The organism is Rhizobacter sp. P3_C12, assembly GCF_056402735.1.
In genome coordinates, this window is sequence record NZ_JBFUGW010000136.1 from 1 (window position 1) to 17,674 (window position 17,674).

Genomic DNA, 17,674 nt, shown 5'->3' on the forward strand with positions numbered 1-17,674 from the left:
GCCGGGACCGGCTGCGGCGACCGGCGCCGTCACCGGCTGCGGCCCGAACAGCGACGGTTGCCCGTTGTGCCGGCTCCACGCGTCCCAGAGCAGGACGAGCGACATCGAGAACACCACCCACAGCAGGGTGCGGCGCATATCGGTCATGGAAGAGTCTCTTCGCGGGAAAGGGGGGAAGAAGGGGGATGGGAAGCCGCAGCTGCGCCGGAGTTGGGGCCGGAACGCCGCGCCTCAAGGCGGGTGAACAGGCCGGCCAGCCTCTCGGGCACCGGATCGTGGCCGCCATTGCACCACGGGTGGCAACGCGCCAGCCGGTGCAGCGTCAGGTAGCTGCCACCGAGCGCGCCATGCCGCTCGAGCGCCTGCAGCGAATACACCGAGCAGGTCGGCTCGAAGCGGCACGCACTGCCGAGCCACGGGCTCAGGAAGAAGCGGTAGCCGCGCACCAGCGTCATCAACAGGCGTTGCGGCACGGACTTCAACTGCTCGACCCGCCGCGACATCGTCAGGCTCCGGTCCGGGCAGCGCGCGCCATCACCGCCAGCAGCTCGGTGCCGGCTGCGGTGCGCAGCGCGTCGGATGCAGCGCTCGGGAACAGCTTGCGGTCGAACGGACCGCGCAGCCGGATCACCCACAAGCCGCTCGGCAAGCCGGCCTGCGCATGCACGACGCGACGGATCTGACGCTTCAGCAGGTTGCGCGTGACGGCCCGGCGGGCATGCCGCTTGGGCACCACCGCACCCAGCCAGCAGGCGCCTTCAGGCAAGTCATCCACAGCTTTGCCCTGTTCAGGTGCCTCACCTGTTGACAACTTGTGGGCAGCTGCACGCGCAGCGGCCACTTTGACAGCAGGCCGGGCGGCCAGGAAATGGACGGCGAAATGCGTACTGCGGGCCCGGGTGGGCGCCGCGAGCACGCGCTCGAAATCAACCGATTGAACGATTCGCCCGATCACGGTGACGCCCTGGACGCCACGGCCGGCGTTGCTGCATCCAATGCCGCACCCGTTGCCGAAACGGGGGGTGCCGCCGTGGATGCGCTGACTGCGGCTGCTGTGGTGGCTACAGCTGCGCTTACAGCGACGGGCCTCAGACGGCCAGGCGCTTGCGGCCCTTGGCGCGGCGCGCGTTGATGACGGCGCGGCCACCGCGGGTCTTCATGCGCACGAGGAAACCATGGGTGCGGGCGCGGCGGGTCTTCGAAGCTTGATAAGTGCGTTTCATGATGATCAGTCCTGCTGAAGGGGGTCCCAAGTCATGTGATCTTCAATGCGATCACCACACGACTCGACCCTGCATGCTGCTCACCTTGATCATCAAGGTCACAAGAGCCGGGCCTTCGGGAAACCCACTATTACACCAAAAACCCCCTGCCAAGTCAAAGACTTACACGGTGGCATGCGCCCGTGCGGCGGTTTCATCCGGCTGCACAAGACTGTGGATAACCTCGCCCGGCGGGCCGGTTGCACCGTAGAATCCGGCCGCTCCGAGAAGAACTTTTCCACAACATGAGCGCTGATCTCTGGCAGMGCGGCTGCGAGCGTTTGGCAGCCGAACTGCCCGAACAACAATTCAACACCTGGATCCGACCGCTGCCCGCTGCCGACGTCACTGACCAAGGCATCTCCGGCGCGGTGGCATCACTGCGTGTGCCCAACCGGTTCAAGCTCGACTGGATCCGCAACCAGTACGCCGGCCGCATCGAGGCCGTGCTGAGCGAGCTGGCCGGCAAGCCGGTGCGGCTCGACCTGATGCTCGCGCCGCGCGACAACCCGCTGCCGGTCAGCGGATTCCGCAGCGACGGCCCGGTGCCGATCGCCCGCGCGCTCGGCCCGGCACGGTCGAGCGGCATCGGCCAGGGCGGCGGCGAGGTCGCCACACTGGGTGCGCCCACCATCGCCGTGCCGCGCAGCCCGTCTGCCGCGAATGCGGCCTTGCCGCGCCACCGCCTGAACCCCGCATTGACCTTCGGCTCGCTGGTCGCCGGCCGCGCGAATCAGATGGCCCGCACCGCGGCGCTGCACGTGGCCGGCGCGCCCGGGCAGATGTACAACCCGCTCTTCATCTACGGCGGTGTCGGCCTCGGCAAGACCCACCTGGTGCATGCCGTCGGCAATGCGCTGCTGGCCGACCGCGCCGACGCCCGCGTGCTCTACCTGCACGCCGAGCAGTTCATCACCGACGTCGTCAAGAACTACCAGCGCAAGACCTTCGACGAGCTGAAGGCCAAGTACCACTCGCTCGACCTGCTGCTGATCGACGACGTGCAGTTCTTCGCCGGCAAGGAGCGCACGCAGGAGGAGTTCTTCAACGCCTTCGAGGCGCTGCTGGCCAAGCGTGCCCACATCATCATGACGAGCGACACCTACCCGAAGGGGCTGGTGGACATCGACGAGCGGCTCACCTCGCGCTTCGATGCCGGCCTGACGGTGGCGATCGAGCCGCCGGAGCTGGAGATGCGCGTGGCCATCCTGATGCGCAAGTCGGATGCCGAGGGCACCGCGATGCCGGAGGACGTGGCCTTCTTCGTCGCGAAGAACGTGCGCGCCAACGTGCGCGAGCTCGAAGGCGCGCTGCGCAAGATCCTCGCGTACTCGCGGTTCTCGCACAAGGACATCAACATCCAGCTCGCCCGCGAGGCGCTGAAGGACCTGCTGTCGATCCAGAACCGCCAGGTCGGTGTCGAGAACATCCAGAAGACCGTGGCCGACTTCTACAAGATCAAGGTGGCGGACATGTACAGCAAGAAGCGCCCGGCCAGCATCGCCCGGCCGCGCCAGATCGCGATGTACCTTGCCAAGGAAATGACGCAGAAGAGCCTGCCGGAGATCGGCGAGCTGTTCGGCGGGCGCGACCACACGACGGTGCTGCACGCGGTGCGCAAGATCGCCGGCGAGCGCCAGAAGAACACCGAGTTGAACCAGCAGCTGCACGTGCTGGAGCAGACGTTGAAAGGCTGAATGCGAGCGCAGCAGAAGCGCGTGGGGATGTCAAAGCACAAGCCTGGGGACAACTCTCGAACAACATCGCAGATGTCCACAGGCCAGGCGGGTTCCAGAAAGTTGTTGTGCGCGAGTCCCGCCGTTCAGGGGCTTCTGCACACAGGGTTTCGAGGTCTGTAAGCGGTTGATGGAAAAGGGGAAAATGGCGTTCTCCACAAGGAACGCGATCCTCTACTAAGACGACTAAATTAAGAGGTTGACATGATTGTCTTGAAGGCAGCGCAAGAAAAAGTGTTGGGAGCCCTGCAGGCCGTGTCCGGCATCGTCGAACGTCGGCACACCTTGCCGATCCTGGCCAACGTGCTGATCCGCAAAACCGGCAGCCAGGTCGAGCTGACCAGCAGCGACCTGGAGATCCAGGTCCGCACCACCGCCGAGTTCGACGGCGACGCGAGCAACTTCGCGACCACCGTCGGTGCGCGCAAGCTGATCGACATCCTGCGTTCGCTGCCGGCCGACCAGATCGTCACGCTGAGCACCGCGCAGAACAAGCTGACGCTGCAGGGCGGCAAGAGCCGCTTCACGCTGCAGACGCTGCCCGCCGACGATTTCCCGCTGGTGCAGGAAGCGGCCGACTTCGGCCCGGTGTTCAGCGTGCCGCAGAAGACGCTGAAGACGCTGATCAACCAGGTGCACTTCGCGATGGCGGTGCACGACATCCGCTACTACCTGAACGGCATCCTGTTCGTCGCCGAGGGCAAGAGCCTGACGCTGGTGGCGACCGACGGCCACCGCCTGGCGCTCGCGCAAGCCAACCTCGACGTCGAGATCCCGAAGCAGGAGGTGATCCTGCCGCGCAAGACGGTGCTCGAGCTGCAGCGCTTGCTGAAGGACGAGAAGGACGATAAAGAGAACAGCCCGATCGAGATGCGCTTTGCCGGCAACCAGGCCAAGTTCAGCTTCAGCGGCATGGAGTTCGTCACCAAACTGGTCGAGGGCAAGTTCCCCGACTACAACCGCGTGATCCCGAAGAACCACAAGAACCACGTGACGCTCGGCCGCGCCCCGCTGCTGGCCAGCCTGCAGCGCGCCGCGATCCTGACCAGCGAGAAGTTCAAGGGCGTGCGCGTCAACATCGAACCGGGCGTGCTGCGCATCGCGTCGAGCAATGCCGAGCAGGAAGAGGCCAAGGAAGAACTCGAGGTCGACTACGACGGCGACGCGATCGAGATCGGCTTCAACGTCACCTACCTGATGGACGCGCTGGCCAACATGAGCGTCGAGATGGTCAAGCTGGAGCTGCAGGACACCAACTCCAGCGCCTTGTTCACCGTGCCCGAGCAGGCGGGCTTCAAGTACGTGGTGATGCCGATGCGGATCTGACGATCCGCGTGCCGCCCGCCCGTACCCGATGCATTCCATGAGTTCAACACCGCGATGACCGATTCCCTGAACACTCCCGACGACGGTGCCGCCAAGAAGGCGGCTGCAGATGCTGTGTCGAGCGCCTACGGCGAAGGCAGCATCCAGATCCTGGAAGGCCTGGAGGCCGTGCGCAAGCGCCCGGGCATGTACATCGGCGACACCTCCGACGGCACCGGGTTGCACCACCTGGTGTTCGAGGTGGTCGACAACTCGATCGACGAGGCGCTGGCCGGCTACTGCGACGACATCGTCGTGACGATCCACAGCGACAACGCGATCAGCGTCACCGACAACGGCCGCGGCATCCCGACCGGCGTCAAGATGGACGACAAGCACGAGCCCAAGCGCAGTGCGGCCGAGATCGCGCTGACCGAACTGCACGCCGGCGGCAAGTTCAACCAGAACAGCTACAAGGTGTCGGGCGGCCTGCACGGCGTGGGCGTCTCGTGCGTGAACGCGCTGTCGAAGTGGCTGCGCCTGACGGTGCGGCGCGACGGCAAGACGCACTTCATCGAGTTCCGCAAGGGCGTGCCGCAGGACCGTGTGCTGGAGATGCGCGACGGCTTCGAGGTGAGCCCGATGAAGATCACCGGCGAGACCGAGAAGCGCGGCACCGAGGTGCACTTCCTGCCGGACGACGAGATCTTCAACAACATCGACTTCCACTACGACATCCTGAGCAAGCGGCTGCGCGAGTTGAGCTTCCTGAACAACGGCGTCAAGATCCGGCTGGTCGACGAGCGCAACAACAAGGAAGACAACTTCGCCTTCATCGGCGGCGTGAAGGGTTTCGTCGACTTCATCAATACCGGCAAGAAGGTGCTGCACCCGAACATCTTCCACGCCACCGGCGACAAGATGTCGGACCAGAACACCAACATCACCGCCGAGGTGGCGATGCAGTGGAACGACGGCTACAGCGAGAACGTCCTCTGCTTCACGAACAACATTCCGCAGCGCGATGGCGGCACCCACCTGACCGGCCTGCGCGCCGGCATGACGCGGGTCATCAACAAGTACATCGAGGACAACGAGCTGGCCAAGAAGGCCAAGGTCGAGATCACCGGTGACGACATGCGCGAAGGCCTGTGCTGCGTGTTGAGCGTGAAGGTGCCGGAGCCGAAGTTCAGCAGCCAGACCAAGGACAAGCTGGTGTCCAGCGAAGTGCGCGGCCCGGTGGAAGACGTGGTCAGCAAGGCGCTGAACGACTACCTGCTGGAGAACCCGGTCGACGCGAAGATCATCTGCGGCAAGATCGTCGAGGCGGCGCGTGCGCGCGAGGCGGCCCGCAAGGCGCGCGAGATGACGCGCCGCAAGGGCGTGCTCGACGGCATGGGCCTGCCGGGCAAGCTGGCCGATTGCCAGGAGAAGGATCCGGCGCTGTGCGAGATCTACATCGTGGAGGGCGACTCGGCCGGCGGCTCGGCCAAGCAGGGCCGCGACCGCAAGTTCCAGGCGATCCTGCCGCTGCGCGGCAAGATCCTGAACGTCGAGCGGGCGCGCTTCGAGCGGTTGCTGACCAGCAATGAAATCCTGACGCTGATCACCGCGCTGGGCACGAGCATCGGCAAGGACGAGTTCAACCCGGACAAGCTGCGCTACCACCGCATCATCATCATGACCGACGCGGACGTGGACGGCGCGCACATCCGCACGCTGCTGCTGACCTTCTTCTACCGGCAGATGCCGGAGATCGTCGAGCGCGGCCACATCTACATCGCGCAGCCGCCGCTCTACAAGGTGAAGCTCGGCAAGGAAGAGCAGTACCTGAAGGACGGCCACGAGCTGGACGCCTACCTGCTGAAGGTGGCGCTGAAGGATGCGAAGCTCGAGACGGGTGTCGGCGGCACGGTGCTGCTGGGCGAGACGCTCGAGACGCTGGCACGGCAGTACGTGATGGCCAACAACGTGGTGGAGCGGCTGTCGAACTGGATGGACATCGAGGCGCTGCGCGCGATGGCCAACGGCCTGGCGCTCGACCTGGACACGCTGGAGGCGGCCGAGGTGTCGGCGGCGGCGCTGAAGGGCGCGCTGCACGATGCCGAGGTGACGGCCGAGTTCGATGCCCGCACCGACAAGCACATCCTGCGCATCAGCCGCATGCACCACGGCAACCGCAAGAGCAGCGTGATCAGCGCCGACTTCGTGCACGGCGCCGACTACGAGGCCTTGTCGACGGCAGGCCAGACCTTCAAGGGGCTGGTGAGCAATGAGGCGGTGGTCAAGCGCGGCGAGGGCGAGAAGCAGAAGGAAGCCAAGGTCGGCGACTTCCGCCAGGCGATGGCCTGGCTGATCCAGCAGGCGGAGTCGGCGGTGGGCCGCCAGCGCTACAAGGGGCTGGGCGAGATGAACCCGGCGCAGCTGTGGGAGACCACGATGGACCCGACCGTGCGGCGCCTGCTGCGCGTGCAGATCGACGACGCGATCGAGGCCGATCGGGTGTTCACGATGCTGATGGGCGACGAGGTGGAGCCGCGGCGGGAGTTCATCGAGACGAATGCGTTGAGGGCGGCGAATATCGACGTGTGAGCGAAACCACCCTTGTCGGCGTAGGCCCGGGGTAGCTTTTGGACGCCGCGGAGAGGCGGCCATCTGCAGTCGGCCGTCGATAGATTCACACGGTGAGGGAGGATTCATCTTGGTCAACTCAGCCCGCCGCGTGCGGCGTGTCACCGCACTGGCTGCACTCGTGTGCCTGGCGTGTCCCGCGGTTCATGCGCAGGTCAATCGGTGTGTCGATTCGAATGGCCGTGTCGAGTACCGCTCGACGGCCTGTGAGGGCGAGAGCCGGAGTCGCGCGTTGCCATTGGGGGAGGCGCGAACGCCGCGGAGTCCGACCGCCGCCGCCCCAGGCATGCCGTCCGGCGCGACGCGCGACACCTACACTCCGGGAGTCGACTCCCTGATGGTGACGAGCAAGGACTCGGGCAAGACATCTTCCGTCCCGCTGCCGACCAGCTTCCCGTCGTTCTCGTGGCCGACGGGGGTGGCTCACGACACCGACCTCGATATCGTCTCGGTGGTCACGATGGGTGGAGAGGGGTACCTCTACCGCTATGACGTCAGGCAAAGGCGCTGGCTCGACTACCGATCGATGAGGGGCATCGATGTCAAGTCGCTGGCCTACGACGCACAAGGCAAGCGCTACGAGGCCCGCACCTCCAATGGCGCTGTGCTGTCGATCTCGAACCAGGGTGAGCTCCTTGACGGCAAGCAACCGCTCGCGCGCCCGGGCGCGACGCAGCATGTCGACACCCTTGCGCTCGGGGCGCCCGCGTCGCCGGTGAACGATCGTCAGCTTCCCCTGCTGCAACAGGCGCCGCCGCGCACGTTGGCAGCCGATGCCGAGCTGATCGTGGTCTCGGGCTACGAGCCATCGGCAGGCGTCACGCGGGTGCTGCTGAACCGGCCGGGCAAGCGTGTGCTGCTGGTACTGAGCAGCTATGAAAAGATCCTGTGGCGCATCGAGCCGTCGGCGGGCACGACGATCACGGGAATCGTGCTTGCGTCATTGAGAGGGGGCAGCGGCGTCATTGCGGACCGTCCCGTTCCGGTCCACGTCGCCGAGCTGCCCTACGCCTACGAAACCGACAACATCAACTTTCGGCAGATGTTGCAGCAGCTGAATGCATGGTTCGGCGTGACGAAGGTCGATGTCTTGCGCGGGCGGTACCAGGTGTCTTCGATCGATGAGATCAACACGTTGGACCCCGTTCGTGCCGATCTCAGCTTGCAAGGTGTGGCGCCGACGTCGCCGACTTCCTTCTTCGCGTTCGAGCTGCTCACCCGTGACCTCCGCAAGGTGAGCTTTCGCAACGACGGGACTTCAAAAGGACCCCAACGTGGACAGAACCTGTTGGCTGACAACAAGATTGCCGTGTCGGGATCCGGGCGCCAGGTCTATACGCTGAGCGACGCCGGGCTGCACATGGCGGACACCCAATCGGGGTGGAAAGCCCTCTTGCCGCTTCCTTCGCAGTTTCCCGCGTTCTCCTGGGCGACTGCGGTGGCCTATGACTCGGACCTGGACATCGTCACGGTCGTCACGCTGGGGGGAGAAGGTTTCCTCTATCGGTATGACGCCAAGCGCGGCCGGTGGCTGGAATACCGCTCGCTCAACAACGTCGACATCACGTCATTGAGCTATGACACGCAAGCCAGGCGCTATGCGGGCTGGACCTCGAACGGCGAGCTGTTGTTCATCTCGGCAAAAGGCGAGCCGCTCGGCAGCAAGGCCTTGAAGGCGCAACTGCTCGGGTTCGGAACCCTCTATGACGGCGGGAACGCCCGCATGCCGTCGCTCACGCTTGCGCCACGCGGTTCGCAGCTTGCGCTGGTGTACGTGCGCGAGGGCGACGCGTCGATGATCTGGACGTACGACGAGAAGACAGGGCAGGCGCAGCTGACCTACAAGCGCGCCGCCGTGGACAAATGAGATGAGGGAGGAGCCCTGTGGGCCCCTCCGCGAACCCGGTGTCAACCCCCCAGACCCGGCCTCCGCCACCCCGTAAAATCCGACGTTTTTCCGTTCGCACCTTGACTGGCAGCTTGGCGCTCTCCCCGCGCCGCACCCCTCTTTCCGGCTCCGGCCTGATCCGCCTGCTGGCGACGCTTGGCGATACCCACGTCCCGGCCCTGAAGGACAGCTTCTCCGACGGGCTGTGCCGCTGGTTCGACTGGACCGACGCGATCTCGTTGTCGTCGGCGCTCGACGGCCCGCAGGACGCATCCGCCGAGGCGTCTTCCCATCGCACGGCAGCCACCGCCGCCGACCGCGAGTGCCGTCGCGTGCGCGACGCCGTCACCAAGCTCGCCGTGCCGGACCCGACCACCGACGATTTCCCGCCGCACCGCCAGCGCTACCTCGGCTGGCAGCAGGCGATGGACGCCCACATCGCCCCGCTGCGCCGCAAGCTGCGCGCCTCGCTGTCGGCCGCCTCGCCCGCGCTGGCGCGGCTGGCCGGCGTCGATGCCGTGATGGAGAAAGTCATCGGCGCCCGCGAACGCACGCTGCTGTCCACGGTGCCGGCCTGGCTCGAACAGCACTTCGAGCGCGTGCGCGGCGCGGCACCTGAAGACCAGCCCGAGCGCTGGCGCACCACCTTCTGCCAGGACATGCGCGAGGTGCTCCTCGCCGAACTGGACCTCCGAATGCAACCGGTCGAAGGGCTGCTCGATGCCCTTCGCGGGTCATCACCTGACCAACCATGACCAGATTCCTCCCTCACGCCGTGTTCGCCACCGGCCTGGCCGCCCTCGGCTGGGTCGGTGCCGGCTACCTCGGCTCCCACCCGCTGGCGCTCGCCATCACCGCGCTCATCGCGGCCTTCTACCTGATGGGCGCGCTCGAACTGCACCGCTTCCGGCAGGCCACCACCGCGCTGGCCCGTGCCGTCGCCGGCATCGCCGATCCGCTGCCCGCGCTGCGCCCCTGGCTCGACAGCGTGCCCGCGTCGCTGCAGAACGCCGTGCGCCGCCGCATCGAAGGCGAGCCCGCCGGCTTCCCCGGCCCGGCCCTCGCGCCCTACCTCGCCGGCCTGCTGGTCCTGCTGGGCATGCTCGGTACCTTCGTCGGCATGGTGTTCACGCTGCGCGGCACCGGCATGGCACTCGATGCGTCGACCGACCTGCAAGCTGTCCGCGCCTCGCTGGTGGCACCGGTGCAGGGCCTGGGCGTCGCGTTCGGCACCTCGATCGCCGGTGTCGCCACCTCGGCCGCACTCGGCCTGCTGTCGGCGCTGGCCCGCCGCGAGCGCGTGCAGGCGCTGCAGGCGCTCGACGCGAAGATCGCCACCACGCTGCGCCCCTTCTCGGGGGTGCACCAGCGCGAGGAATCGCTGAAGCTGATGCAGCGCCAGGTCGAGCAGATGCCCGCGCTGGTCGAGGGCCTGCACGCGGTGATGCAGGCGATGGAGAGGCAAGCCGAGGCGACGAACGCCCGCCTGCTGGCCAGCCAGGAGCGCTTCCACGGCACGGCCGAGGCGGCCTTCACCGCGCTCGCCGCGTCGGTCGATCGCACGCTGAAGGAGAGCCTGGCCGAGAGCGCCCGCCTGGCCGGCGCCACGATCGGCCCGGCCGTCGAGGCGACGATGGCCGGTGTCGCGCGCGAGACCGCCTCGCTGCACGCGACGCTCGCCAGCACCTGGCAATCCTCGCTCGATGGCTTTGCGCAGGCCTTCGAGCAACGGTCGACGGCGCTGCTGGGAACGGTGGCGCAATCGCATGCCGATCTGCAATCGGCGTCGGCATTGCAAGAACAGGAACGCCTGGCCGCGATGGCGGACAGCCTCGAATCGATGGCCGCTTCGCTGCGGCACGAATGGCAGCAGGCCGGATCGCGCAGCCTTGCGCAGCAGCAGCAGGTCTGCGAGACGATGGAGCGCAGCGCCCGCGACATCACGGCCCAGGCCGAATCGCAAGCCAAGGCGACCACCGCCGAGATCGCGCGCTTGCTGCAGGCCGCCTCCGAAGCCCCGCGTGCCGCGGCCGAGGTGATCGTCGAGCTGCGCCAGAAGCTGTCCGACAGCGTGGCGCGCGACAACACGCTGCTCGACGAGCGCGCCCGCATCCTCGGCACGCTCGGCTCGCTGCTCGACACCGTGCAGCAGGCCGCCACCGAGCAGCGCGGCGCGATCGATGCGCTGGTCGGCTCGTCGGCGGCGCTGCTCGATCGCGTCGGCACCCGCTTCGGCGAACAGGTCGATGCGCAGACCGACAAGCTCGCCGCGGTGGCCGCGCAGGTCACCGGCAGCGCGGTCGAGGTCGCGAGTCTCGGCGATGCGTTCGGCCTGGCGGTCGAGCTGTTCGGCCAATCGAACGACAAGCTGGTGAACCAGCTGCAGCGCATTGACAGCGCGCTCGGCAAGTCGCTGGCGCGCAGCGATGAGCAGCTCGCCTACTACGTGGCGCAGGCGCGCGAGGTCATCGACCTGAGCCTGCTGTCGCAGAAGCAGATCATCGAGGACCTGCAGCGGCTCTCCGGCAAGGCGGCCCCCGTGGCCCCGGCGCCCCCGGCCACGGCGGCGGTGCGCTGATGGACGAGATCGACGCGGGCCTGGAATCGACGACGCCGGTGTGGGCCGTCTTCGGCGATCTGATGGCCGGCCTGCTCGGCGCCTTCGTGCTGATCCTGCTGTGCGCGATCGGCGCGCAGCTGGAGCTGGCGAGCCGGCTCGAGAACGAGGTGAAGCAGCACCAGCTCGAGGAGCAGCGGCGCCAGGCGTTGGAGCGCGCGCTGGCCGCACCGCTCGCCGCGGGCCGGGTGACGCTGGACCACGGCCGCATCGGCATCAGCGGCAGCGTGCTGTTCGCCTTCAATTCGGCCGACCTGCAGCCCGAAGGCCGGCAGCTGCTGACGAGCCTGGCCGCGCCGCTCGCCGCCTACCTGCGCTCGCGCGACGAGGTGCTGATGATCAGCGGCTTCACCGACGACCGCCAGGTGCGCGGCGGCAACCGGCAGTTCGCCGACAACTGGGAGCTGTCGGCCCAGCGCGCGCTGACGGTGACGCGCACGCTGATCGAGGAGGGCGTGCCGTCGGCATCGGTCTTCGCGGCGGCCTTCGGCGCGGAGCAGCCGGTGGCGTCGAACGCCGATGCCGACGGCCGCTCGCGCAACCGGCGCGTCGAGATGGCACCCACCCCCCGGCCTTCGCGCGCCGCGTCGGCACCGTCGCATGGTTGACGCAGCGATCGAGGCGCTGCGCGAGCGCGGAGCGCCGCAGGTCGATCCGGTGCGCTTCCGCCTCATCGAGTCGCTGGCCCGCCGGGCGGCGAACCACGAGGGCGCAGCGCGGCGCGTGCTCGACGAGCGGCTCGCCGTGCTGCTCTCGGCGTGTGGCCAGGCGCTGGACCAAGCGGCGTCGCAGGGTGAGCCCACCCAGCCACCCGCCGAGGCCGGCCCGGCGCCGCGCAGCGCGTTGGCCGATCTGGTGGCCGGCCTGGCGCGGCAGGTGCCGATCCCGCCGACGGCGCAAGCCCCTGCCGCAACCGCCGAACTGGACACCCTGCCTTTCTTCCGCCGCACCTGGTCGCGGCTGAGTGCCGATCAACGCCTCGCGCAGTCGCAGGCTGCCTTGCCGGATAACGCCGGCCCGCTGAATTCGCATCACCTCGTGCACCGCTCGCTGACGCTGATGCGCGACCTGTCGCCGGGCTACTTCGACCGATTCGTGGCCCATGTCGATGCCTTGCTGAGCCTGCAACAGGGCAAGGGGTGATGCGTGCCGGAAGGCGCATCCCCAAGCTTGTCGATGCCGGCGTGGGTGGAACTGCGGTTGTCGCCCGTTGCGCGGCAGCGCTATAACCTTCTCACAGCAACGAGCGCATGCCGCGAGGGCACGCGACGACGCAGGGAGCCGACGTGAGCGACGAGCCGACCGCACAGGACTGGCGACAGCCGTTTCGGCGCCTGGCCGTCGGTGCCGCACTGGCGCTGGCCGTGGTGGCGGGCTTCCTCGCGTTCTCGCTGTGGACCAGCCACCAGCGCTACCAGGCCGCCGCGGCCGACAACCTGCAGAACCTCACGCTGAACCTGGAGCGCTACCTCTTCACGCGCCTGCAGGCGGCCGACCTGGTGCTGCAGTCGGCGGCGCAGGAGTTCCGCCGCTTGAGCGGCCAGGGCCCGGTGCGCGCCGATCAGTTCACCGAGGTGCTGATCGGCCTGCAGCAGCGCCTGCCCGAAGCACCGGCGTTGCGCGCGGCCGACGCGGACGGCCTCGTGAAGTTCGGTGCCGGTGCCGACGCGCAGCGGGCGCTCAGCGTCGCGCAGCGGCACTTCTTCAAGCAGGCCGTCAATGCGCCGGGCCTGGTGCTCGGGCTGCCGCTCAAGTCGCGCATCACGTCGCGCTGGGTGCTGCCGATCGCACGGCAGCTGCGCGACAGCAGCGGCGCGCTGGCCGGCGTCGTCTACCTCAACATGGACCTCGATGAGCTGGGCGGCATCATGCGCTCGCTGCGGGTCGGCGAGCGCGGCGTGATCACCGTCTTCAACACCGACCGCGAGGTGCTGCTGCGCCTGCCGGAGGTGCCGCTCGTGGCCGACGAGAAGCCGGTGCGCCTGGCCTCGCCGGAGACGCAGCAGGCCGTGGCGAGCGCGCAGGCGGTGGGTGGCTTCGAGACCCGCAGCACGATCGACGGGCAGATGCGCACCGTGATGTACCGGCAGCTCGGGCGCTACCCGGCCTACGTGCTGATCGGGCTCGAGCAGGGCGAGCTGATGGCCCCGTGGCAGCGCGAGCTGACCATCGCCGTGGTCTTCTGGCTGTGCCTGGTGGCGGGCATCGCCGCGCTGCTGGGCACGCAGTACCGGGCCGCGCGGCACCGGGCGGCGGTGCTCCGCGAACTCGAGGCGGCGCGCGAGCGGGCCGAAGCGGCCAGCCGCTCCAAGTCGATGTTCCTCGCGAACATGAGCCACGAGATCCGCACGCCGCTGAACGGCGTGCTCGGCTTCGCGCAGATCGGGTACCGCGACCTCACCTCATCGCCCGAGGTGCGCAGCCGCTTCGGGCGCATCCTCGAATCCGGCAAGCTGCTGCAAGGCATCCTGAACGACGTGCTCGACATGTCGAAGATCGAGGCCGGCAAGCTGCTGCTCGACGAATCGCTGACGCCGCTGCGGCCGATCGCGCAGCGCGCGCTCGACCTGGTGCGCCAGGCGGCCGCCGACAAGGGCGTCGGGCTGCACCTGCTGGTCGACGACCGCGTGCCCGCGCAAATGCGGGTCGACGGCCTGCGGCTCGGGCAGGTGCTGCTGAACCTGCTGTCGAACGCGGTGAAGTTCACCGATGCGGGCGAGGTGTCGCTGAGCCTGCAGGTGGACCATGGCGAGCTGCTGGTCGAGGTCAGCGACAGCGGCGTCGGCATGTCGGCCGAGCAGGTGGGGCGGTTGTTCGTGTCGTTCGAGCAGGCGGATCCGTCGACGACGCGGCGCTACGGCGGCACCGGGCTGGGTCTCGCGATCAGCAAGCGGCTGGTCGAGCTGATGAAGGGATCGATCCGGGTGTCGAGCCGCTCGGGCGAGGGCTCGGTGTTCTGCGTGCGCCTGCCGCTGGCGGGCGCGATGCCGGCCGGCCCGCCGACGGCCGGGCGCGAGGCGGTGGCCGAGCGGGGCGAGGTGGGCGAGCCGGTGCGCGAGCGGCTGGCCGGCCTGCAGGTGCTGGTGGCCGAGGACAACATCGTCAACCAGATCGTGATCCAGAGCCTGCTCGAGAGCGAGGGCGCGCAGGCCGACATCGTCGGCGACGGGCACCTGGCGGTGGCGCGGGTCTCGACGCCGGGCGTGCGCTACGACGTGGTGCTGCTCGACGTGATGATGCCCGGCATCGACGGCTACGAGACCGCGCGGCGCATCCATGCGCTGTACCCGCAGCTGCCGATCATCGGCCAGACGGCGCATGCGCTGCCCGAGGAGCACGCGCACTGCATCGCCTCCGGCATGGTCGACCGCGTGACCAAGCCGATCGATGCGGACGAGCTGGTGCGGGTGGTGCTGCGGCATTGCGGCAGCCGGGAGGTCAGGGCGGCTCGATGACCGAGAACACCGGCCCGCCGAGGTGGTTCAGGTAGACGCGGCCCTGGCTGGGCGCGAACAGCACGCGGTGCGCCTTCAGGAAATCCAGCCCGAGGATCATCTCGGGCTGCCCGGCGACGCGTTCGGCATCGTCCCAGCTGGAGTGCTTGCTGCGGTAGCGCGCCCAGCGGTCGCTGACCAGCACCTGCGTGTTGCGGATCGATTCGCCGCCGATGTCGATGCTGTCGAAGCGGCCCGGCCAGCTCCGTCCGGCGCCTTCCGGCACGACCAGCCCGGCCCGCAGCGCGGCGGCCTGGTCGATCACGCTGATCGGCGCCGACGACGAGAACCTGGCGCGCACCGGCTTGCCGTTGAGCAGCACCTCGATCACGACACGGCGGTCCTGCGGGCTGCGCTCGCCCATCGACAGCTCGACGGCCTGTGCGTCCCAGTAGGCCAGGAAGGCATCGCCGCAACCGTCGGGGCGGAAGAAGCGCAGCTGCCGCTCCGCCAGCACCATCTCCAGGTCGGTCTGCAGCAGGTAATCGGCGGCCAGCACCGCTGGCTGGTCGACCGCGCCCGCATCGTCCCAGGCCACGCCGATGCCGGCGCGCTGCCAGCGCAGCGGGCCGAAGCTGATGTCGTCGGCGAGCGCGCGGTAGGCGCGGGTCTCGCCCGATGTCCCGTACAGCACGAACTGCGTGTGCTGCAGCGCCAGCTTCGCGCGTTCCGCGGTCGCGCGGTTGACGTGCGTGGCCGAGCTGCCGATGTCGACGGACACCTGCATCGGCTGACCGTTGAGCGAGCCCTCCATCTGCAGTCCTGACGCCGACACGTCGACGGCCAGCGTGCCGACCTTCGTGAAGCGGCAGGCCGCACCGGCGGCGCCTGGGGCGGCCAGGCCCATGGCGAAGAGCGCCACGGCGGTGGCGCGGCGAATGCTGGCGGTCATCTGTCGAATCCTCCCGGTGCTGGTGTGGCCGGCATGCGCGCCATCTGTCGTGCTGCCGGGCCATCTGTTCGCGTGATGGTAGCGGGGGTTGCCGGTGTCGCAGCCTCTAGAGTCGCGCGATCGTGCGCACCATTTCTTCTTTCCCTTGATCGATCGAKTCCACGGCATGGAGGTCTTCACCCGCGTGGTGGAGCTGGGCAGCTTCTCGCGTGCCGGCCTCGCGCTGCGGATGCCGAAGGCGCGCGTGAGCGTCGTGATCCAGGCGCTGGAGGCGCACCTCGGCGTGCGCCTGCTCCACCGCACGACGCGGCGCCTCAGCCTGACCGACGAAGGCGCGCTGGTCCACCAGCGCGCCCTCGCGCTGCTCGGGCAGATGCGCGAGCTCGAGGACGCGCTGCACGACCCGGCCGGCGCGCCGTGCGGCCGGCTGCGCGTCGACGTGCCGGCGGCGTTCGGGCGCCAGGTCGTCGCGCCGGCGCTGCCGGATTTCTTCCGCCGCTATCCCGAGGTGGTCGTCGAGCTCGGCAGCTCCGATCGCCCGGTCGACCTGCTGGCCGAGGGCTACGACTTCGTGGTGCGCGGCGGCGAGGTGCACGACGAGCGGCTGGTGGTGCGCCCGCTCGGCCGCCTGCCGGTCGTCACCTGTGCCGCGCCGGCCTACCTCGATGTCCACGGCACGCCGCATGCGCTCGACGATCTCGCGCAGCACCGCTTCGTCAACTTCTACTCGCCGCGCGACGGCCACCTGTTCCCGTTCGACTTCCACCGCGGCGGCGAGCACCAGCAGCTGCACGGCGCGCACCGCGTGGCCTGCAACGATGCCGACACCTACATCGCCGCCGGCGTCGCCGGGCTGGGCCTGGTGCAGCTGCCGTGCACCCGCGCCGTCATCGACCACCTCGCGCACGGCCGGCTGGTGCAGGTGCTGGCCGACTGGAGTGCCGGCGGCCTGCCGCTCACGCTGCTGGAGGCGCGCCGGCCCCACCCGATGGCCAAGCTGCGGGCCTTCAGCGATTGGGTGGTGGCGCTGTTCCAGCGCGAGTTCGACGGCTTGCCGAGCCACCTCGACAGCGGGCTGCCGTCGCCCTGGCTCGCGATGTTCGAGCGGCCGCCGCTGTGCTGAGCCGGTTCAGGGCGGCAGCACCGGCAGTGCCGCGATGTCGCCCCCCGGCTCGGCCGGGATGTGCGCCACGTTCAGCACCATCGAGACCATCGCGAAGTAGCCGACCAGGCCGGTCAGCTCGACGGCACCGGCCTCGCCGAAGCGCGCCACGCTGCGCGCCCAGGTCGCTTCGCTGACGCCGTGCTGTGCCAGCAGCTCGGTGCAGAAGTCGTGCACCAGCGTCTCGTCGGCATCCATCGTGTCGGGGCGCCGGCCGTCGCGCAGCGCGTCGATCGTGGCCTGCGCCGTGCCGGCCTGCAGCGCGAGCGCGACGTGCACCTTCCATTCGAACTGCTGCCGCCAGTGGCGGGCCACCAGCAGCGTCGCGAACTCGCTGACGCGCGCCGGCAGCGAGGTGCCGAAGCGCAGGAAGGCGCCCAGCTTCTGCACGTGGGCAAGCAGCTCGGGGCTGCGCAGCAGCGCGATGAAGGGCCCCTTCACGGCCTTGCGCGGCCCGGCGATCAGTTCATCGGCGGCGGCGCGCTGGGCCGGGGTCATGGCATGGTCGGGCAGGGGTGGAAGTCGCATGGATGCTCGCTTCAGGAGTGGACGGGAAGGGGGCGTGCGCGCGGCCGCAGCAGCACGGCCGCGCTGGCCAGCAGCGCCGCGGCGGCCGCGAGGCTGGGCCCGATGATGACCGATGACAACGGGCCGGCCGGCACCGTCAGCGGCCCGACCAGCTGGCCG

General features: G+C 68.7%; 15 protein-coding genes. 10 read left to right on the forward strand and 5 right to left on the reverse strand.

The features are described 5' to 3' along the window. Nucleotides 1-143: 143 nt before the first annotated feature. Genes yidD through rpmH form a run of 3 tightly spaced genes read right to left on the reverse strand, consistent with a single transcriptional unit; the run spans nt 144 to nt 1,223 of the window. A complete protein-coding gene (yidD, locus tag AC1DXV_RS20050) occupies nt 144-503 on the reverse strand; it encodes a membrane protein insertion efficiency factor YidD (RefSeq protein ID WP_477865885.1) in 360 nt (119 codons plus the stop codon). Between the two features lie 2 nt (nt 504-505). Continuing rightward, entirely contained in the window at nt 506-1,147 is a 642-nt protein-coding gene (locus AC1DXV_RS20055; RefSeq protein WP_477935175.1) for a ribonuclease P protein component, read from the reverse strand. Beyond that, nucleotides 1,089-1,223: a 50S ribosomal protein L34 gene (rpmH, locus tag AC1DXV_RS20060; protein ID WP_047486751.1), complete on the reverse strand. Its 135-nt coding sequence runs from the start codon at nt 1,221-1,223 to the stop codon at nt 1,089-1,091. Before rpmH ends, AC1DXV_RS20055 begins: the two co-directional genes overlap by 59 nt. Before the next feature lie 284 nt (nt 1,224-1,507). Here rpmH and dnaA point away from each other — a divergent pair, with 284 nt between their 5' ends. The 9 genes from dnaA (at nt 1,508) to AC1DXV_RS20105 (ending at nt 14,894) form a co-directional block, all read left to right on the forward strand. Next, a complete protein-coding gene (dnaA, locus tag AC1DXV_RS20065; protein ID WP_477935177.1) occupies nt 1,508-2,959 on the forward strand; it encodes a chromosomal replication initiator protein DnaA in 1,452 nt (483 codons plus the stop codon). A 243-nt stretch (nt 2,960-3,202) separates the two neighbouring features. After that, complete coding sequence (dnaN, locus tag AC1DXV_RS20070) at nt 3,203-4,324, forward strand: DNA polymerase III subunit beta (protein ID WP_047592655.1); 1,122 nt, start codon at nt 3,203-3,205, stop codon at nt 4,322-4,324. A 54-nt stretch (nt 4,325-4,378) separates the two neighbouring features. Beyond that, nucleotides 4,379-6,895 (forward strand): DNA topoisomerase (ATP-hydrolyzing) subunit B, encoded by a 2,517-nt coding sequence (gene gyrB / locus AC1DXV_RS20075; protein WP_477865882.1) that lies wholly within the window; start codon nt 4,379-4,381, stop codon nt 6,893-6,895. 109 nt (nt 6,896-7,004) lie between these two features. Further along, nucleotides 7,005-8,801 (forward strand): DUF4124 domain-containing protein, encoded by a 1,797-nt coding sequence (locus AC1DXV_RS20080; RefSeq protein ID WP_477865881.1) that lies wholly within the window; start codon nt 7,005-7,007, stop codon nt 8,799-8,801. 101 nt (nt 8,802-8,902) lie between these two features. Further along, nucleotides 8,903-9,577: a DUF3348 domain-containing protein gene (locus AC1DXV_RS20085; RefSeq protein ID WP_477865880.1), complete on the forward strand. Its 675-nt coding sequence runs from the start codon at nt 8,903-8,905 to the stop codon at nt 9,575-9,577. Beyond that, nucleotides 9,574-11,400, forward strand: a complete 1,827-nt coding sequence (locus AC1DXV_RS20090) for a coiled-coil domain-containing protein (RefSeq protein WP_477935179.1) — start codon at nt 9,574-9,576, stop codon at nt 11,398-11,400. Before AC1DXV_RS20085 ends, AC1DXV_RS20090 begins: the two co-directional genes overlap by 4 nt. Continuing rightward, on the forward strand, nt 11,397-12,047 hold the full coding sequence (locus tag AC1DXV_RS20095) for an OmpA family protein (protein WP_477824919.1): 651 nt from the start codon (nt 11,397-11,399) through the stop codon (nt 12,045-12,047). The genes AC1DXV_RS20090 and AC1DXV_RS20095 overlap by 4 nt, the downstream gene beginning before the upstream one ends. Next, nucleotides 12,040-12,582: a DUF2894 domain-containing protein gene (locus AC1DXV_RS20100; protein WP_477935181.1), complete on the forward strand. Its 543-nt coding sequence runs from the start codon at nt 12,040-12,042 to the stop codon at nt 12,580-12,582. The genes AC1DXV_RS20095 and AC1DXV_RS20100 overlap by 8 nt, the downstream gene beginning before the upstream one ends. A 143-nt stretch (nt 12,583-12,725) precedes the next feature. After that, the gene (locus AC1DXV_RS20105) at nt 12,726-14,894 is read left to right on the forward strand and encodes a hybrid sensor histidine kinase/response regulator (protein ID WP_477935183.1); all 2,169 of its coding nucleotides are present in this window, start codon (nt 12,726-12,728) and stop codon (nt 14,892-14,894) included. Here AC1DXV_RS20105 and AC1DXV_RS20110 read toward each other — a convergent pair. Beyond that, on the reverse strand, nt 14,878-15,825 hold the full coding sequence (locus AC1DXV_RS20110) for an aspartyl protease family protein (RefSeq protein WP_477870130.1): 948 nt from the start codon (nt 15,823-15,825) through the stop codon (nt 14,878-14,880). The two genes, AC1DXV_RS20105 and AC1DXV_RS20110, sit on opposite strands and share 17 nt — an antisense overlap. Nucleotides 15,826-15,991: 166 nt before the next feature. Here AC1DXV_RS20110 and AC1DXV_RS20115 point away from each other — a divergent pair, with 166 nt between their 5' ends. Further along, complete coding sequence (locus AC1DXV_RS20115) at nt 15,992-16,948, forward strand: LysR family transcriptional regulator (protein WP_477870132.1); 957 nt, start codon at nt 15,992-15,994, stop codon at nt 16,946-16,948. Nucleotides 16,949-16,954: 6 nt separating this feature from the next. On the opposite strand, the gene AC1DXV_RS20120 is transcribed toward AC1DXV_RS20115, so the two are convergent. Next, nucleotides 16,955-17,515, reverse strand: coding sequence for a carboxymuconolactone decarboxylase family protein (locus AC1DXV_RS20120; RefSeq protein ID WP_477870134.1), 561 nt, complete (start codon nt 17,513-17,515; stop codon nt 16,955-16,957). Between the last annotated feature and the right edge of the window lie 159 nt (nt 17,516-17,674).

Coding starts and splice junctions, on each gene's coding strand:
- AC1DXV_RS20115 (WP_477870132.1), top strand. CDS start 15,992: ATGGAGGTCTTCACCCGCGTGGTGGAGCTGGGCAGCTTCTCGCGTGCC.
- dnaN (WP_047592655.1), top strand. CDS start 3,203: ATGATTGTCTTGAAGGCAGCGCAAGAAAAAGTGTTGGGAGCCCTGCAG.
- AC1DXV_RS20100 (WP_477935181.1), top strand. CDS start 12,040: ATGGTTGACGCAGCGATCGAGGCGCTGCGCGAGCGCGGAGCGCCGCAG.
- yidD (WP_477865885.1), bottom strand. CDS start 503: ATGTCGCGGCGGGTCGAGCAGTTGAAGTCCGTGCCGCAACGCCTGTTG.
- AC1DXV_RS20110 (WP_477870130.1), bottom strand. CDS start 15,825: ATGACCGCCAGCATTCGCCGCGCCACCGCCGTGGCGCTCTTCGCCATG.
- AC1DXV_RS20090 (WP_477935179.1), top strand. CDS start 9,574: ATGACCAGATTCCTCCCTCACGCCGTGTTCGCCACCGGCCTGGCCGCC.
- AC1DXV_RS20120 (WP_477870134.1), bottom strand. CDS start 17,515: ATGCGACTTCCACCCCTGCCCGACCATGCCATGACCCCGGCCCAGCGC.
- gyrB (WP_477865882.1), top strand. CDS start 4,379: ATGACCGATTCCCTGAACACTCCCGACGACGGTGCCGCCAAGAAGGCG.
- rpmH (WP_047486751.1), bottom strand. CDS start 1,223: ATGAAACGCACTTATCAAGCTTCGAAGACCCGCCGCGCCCGCACCCAT.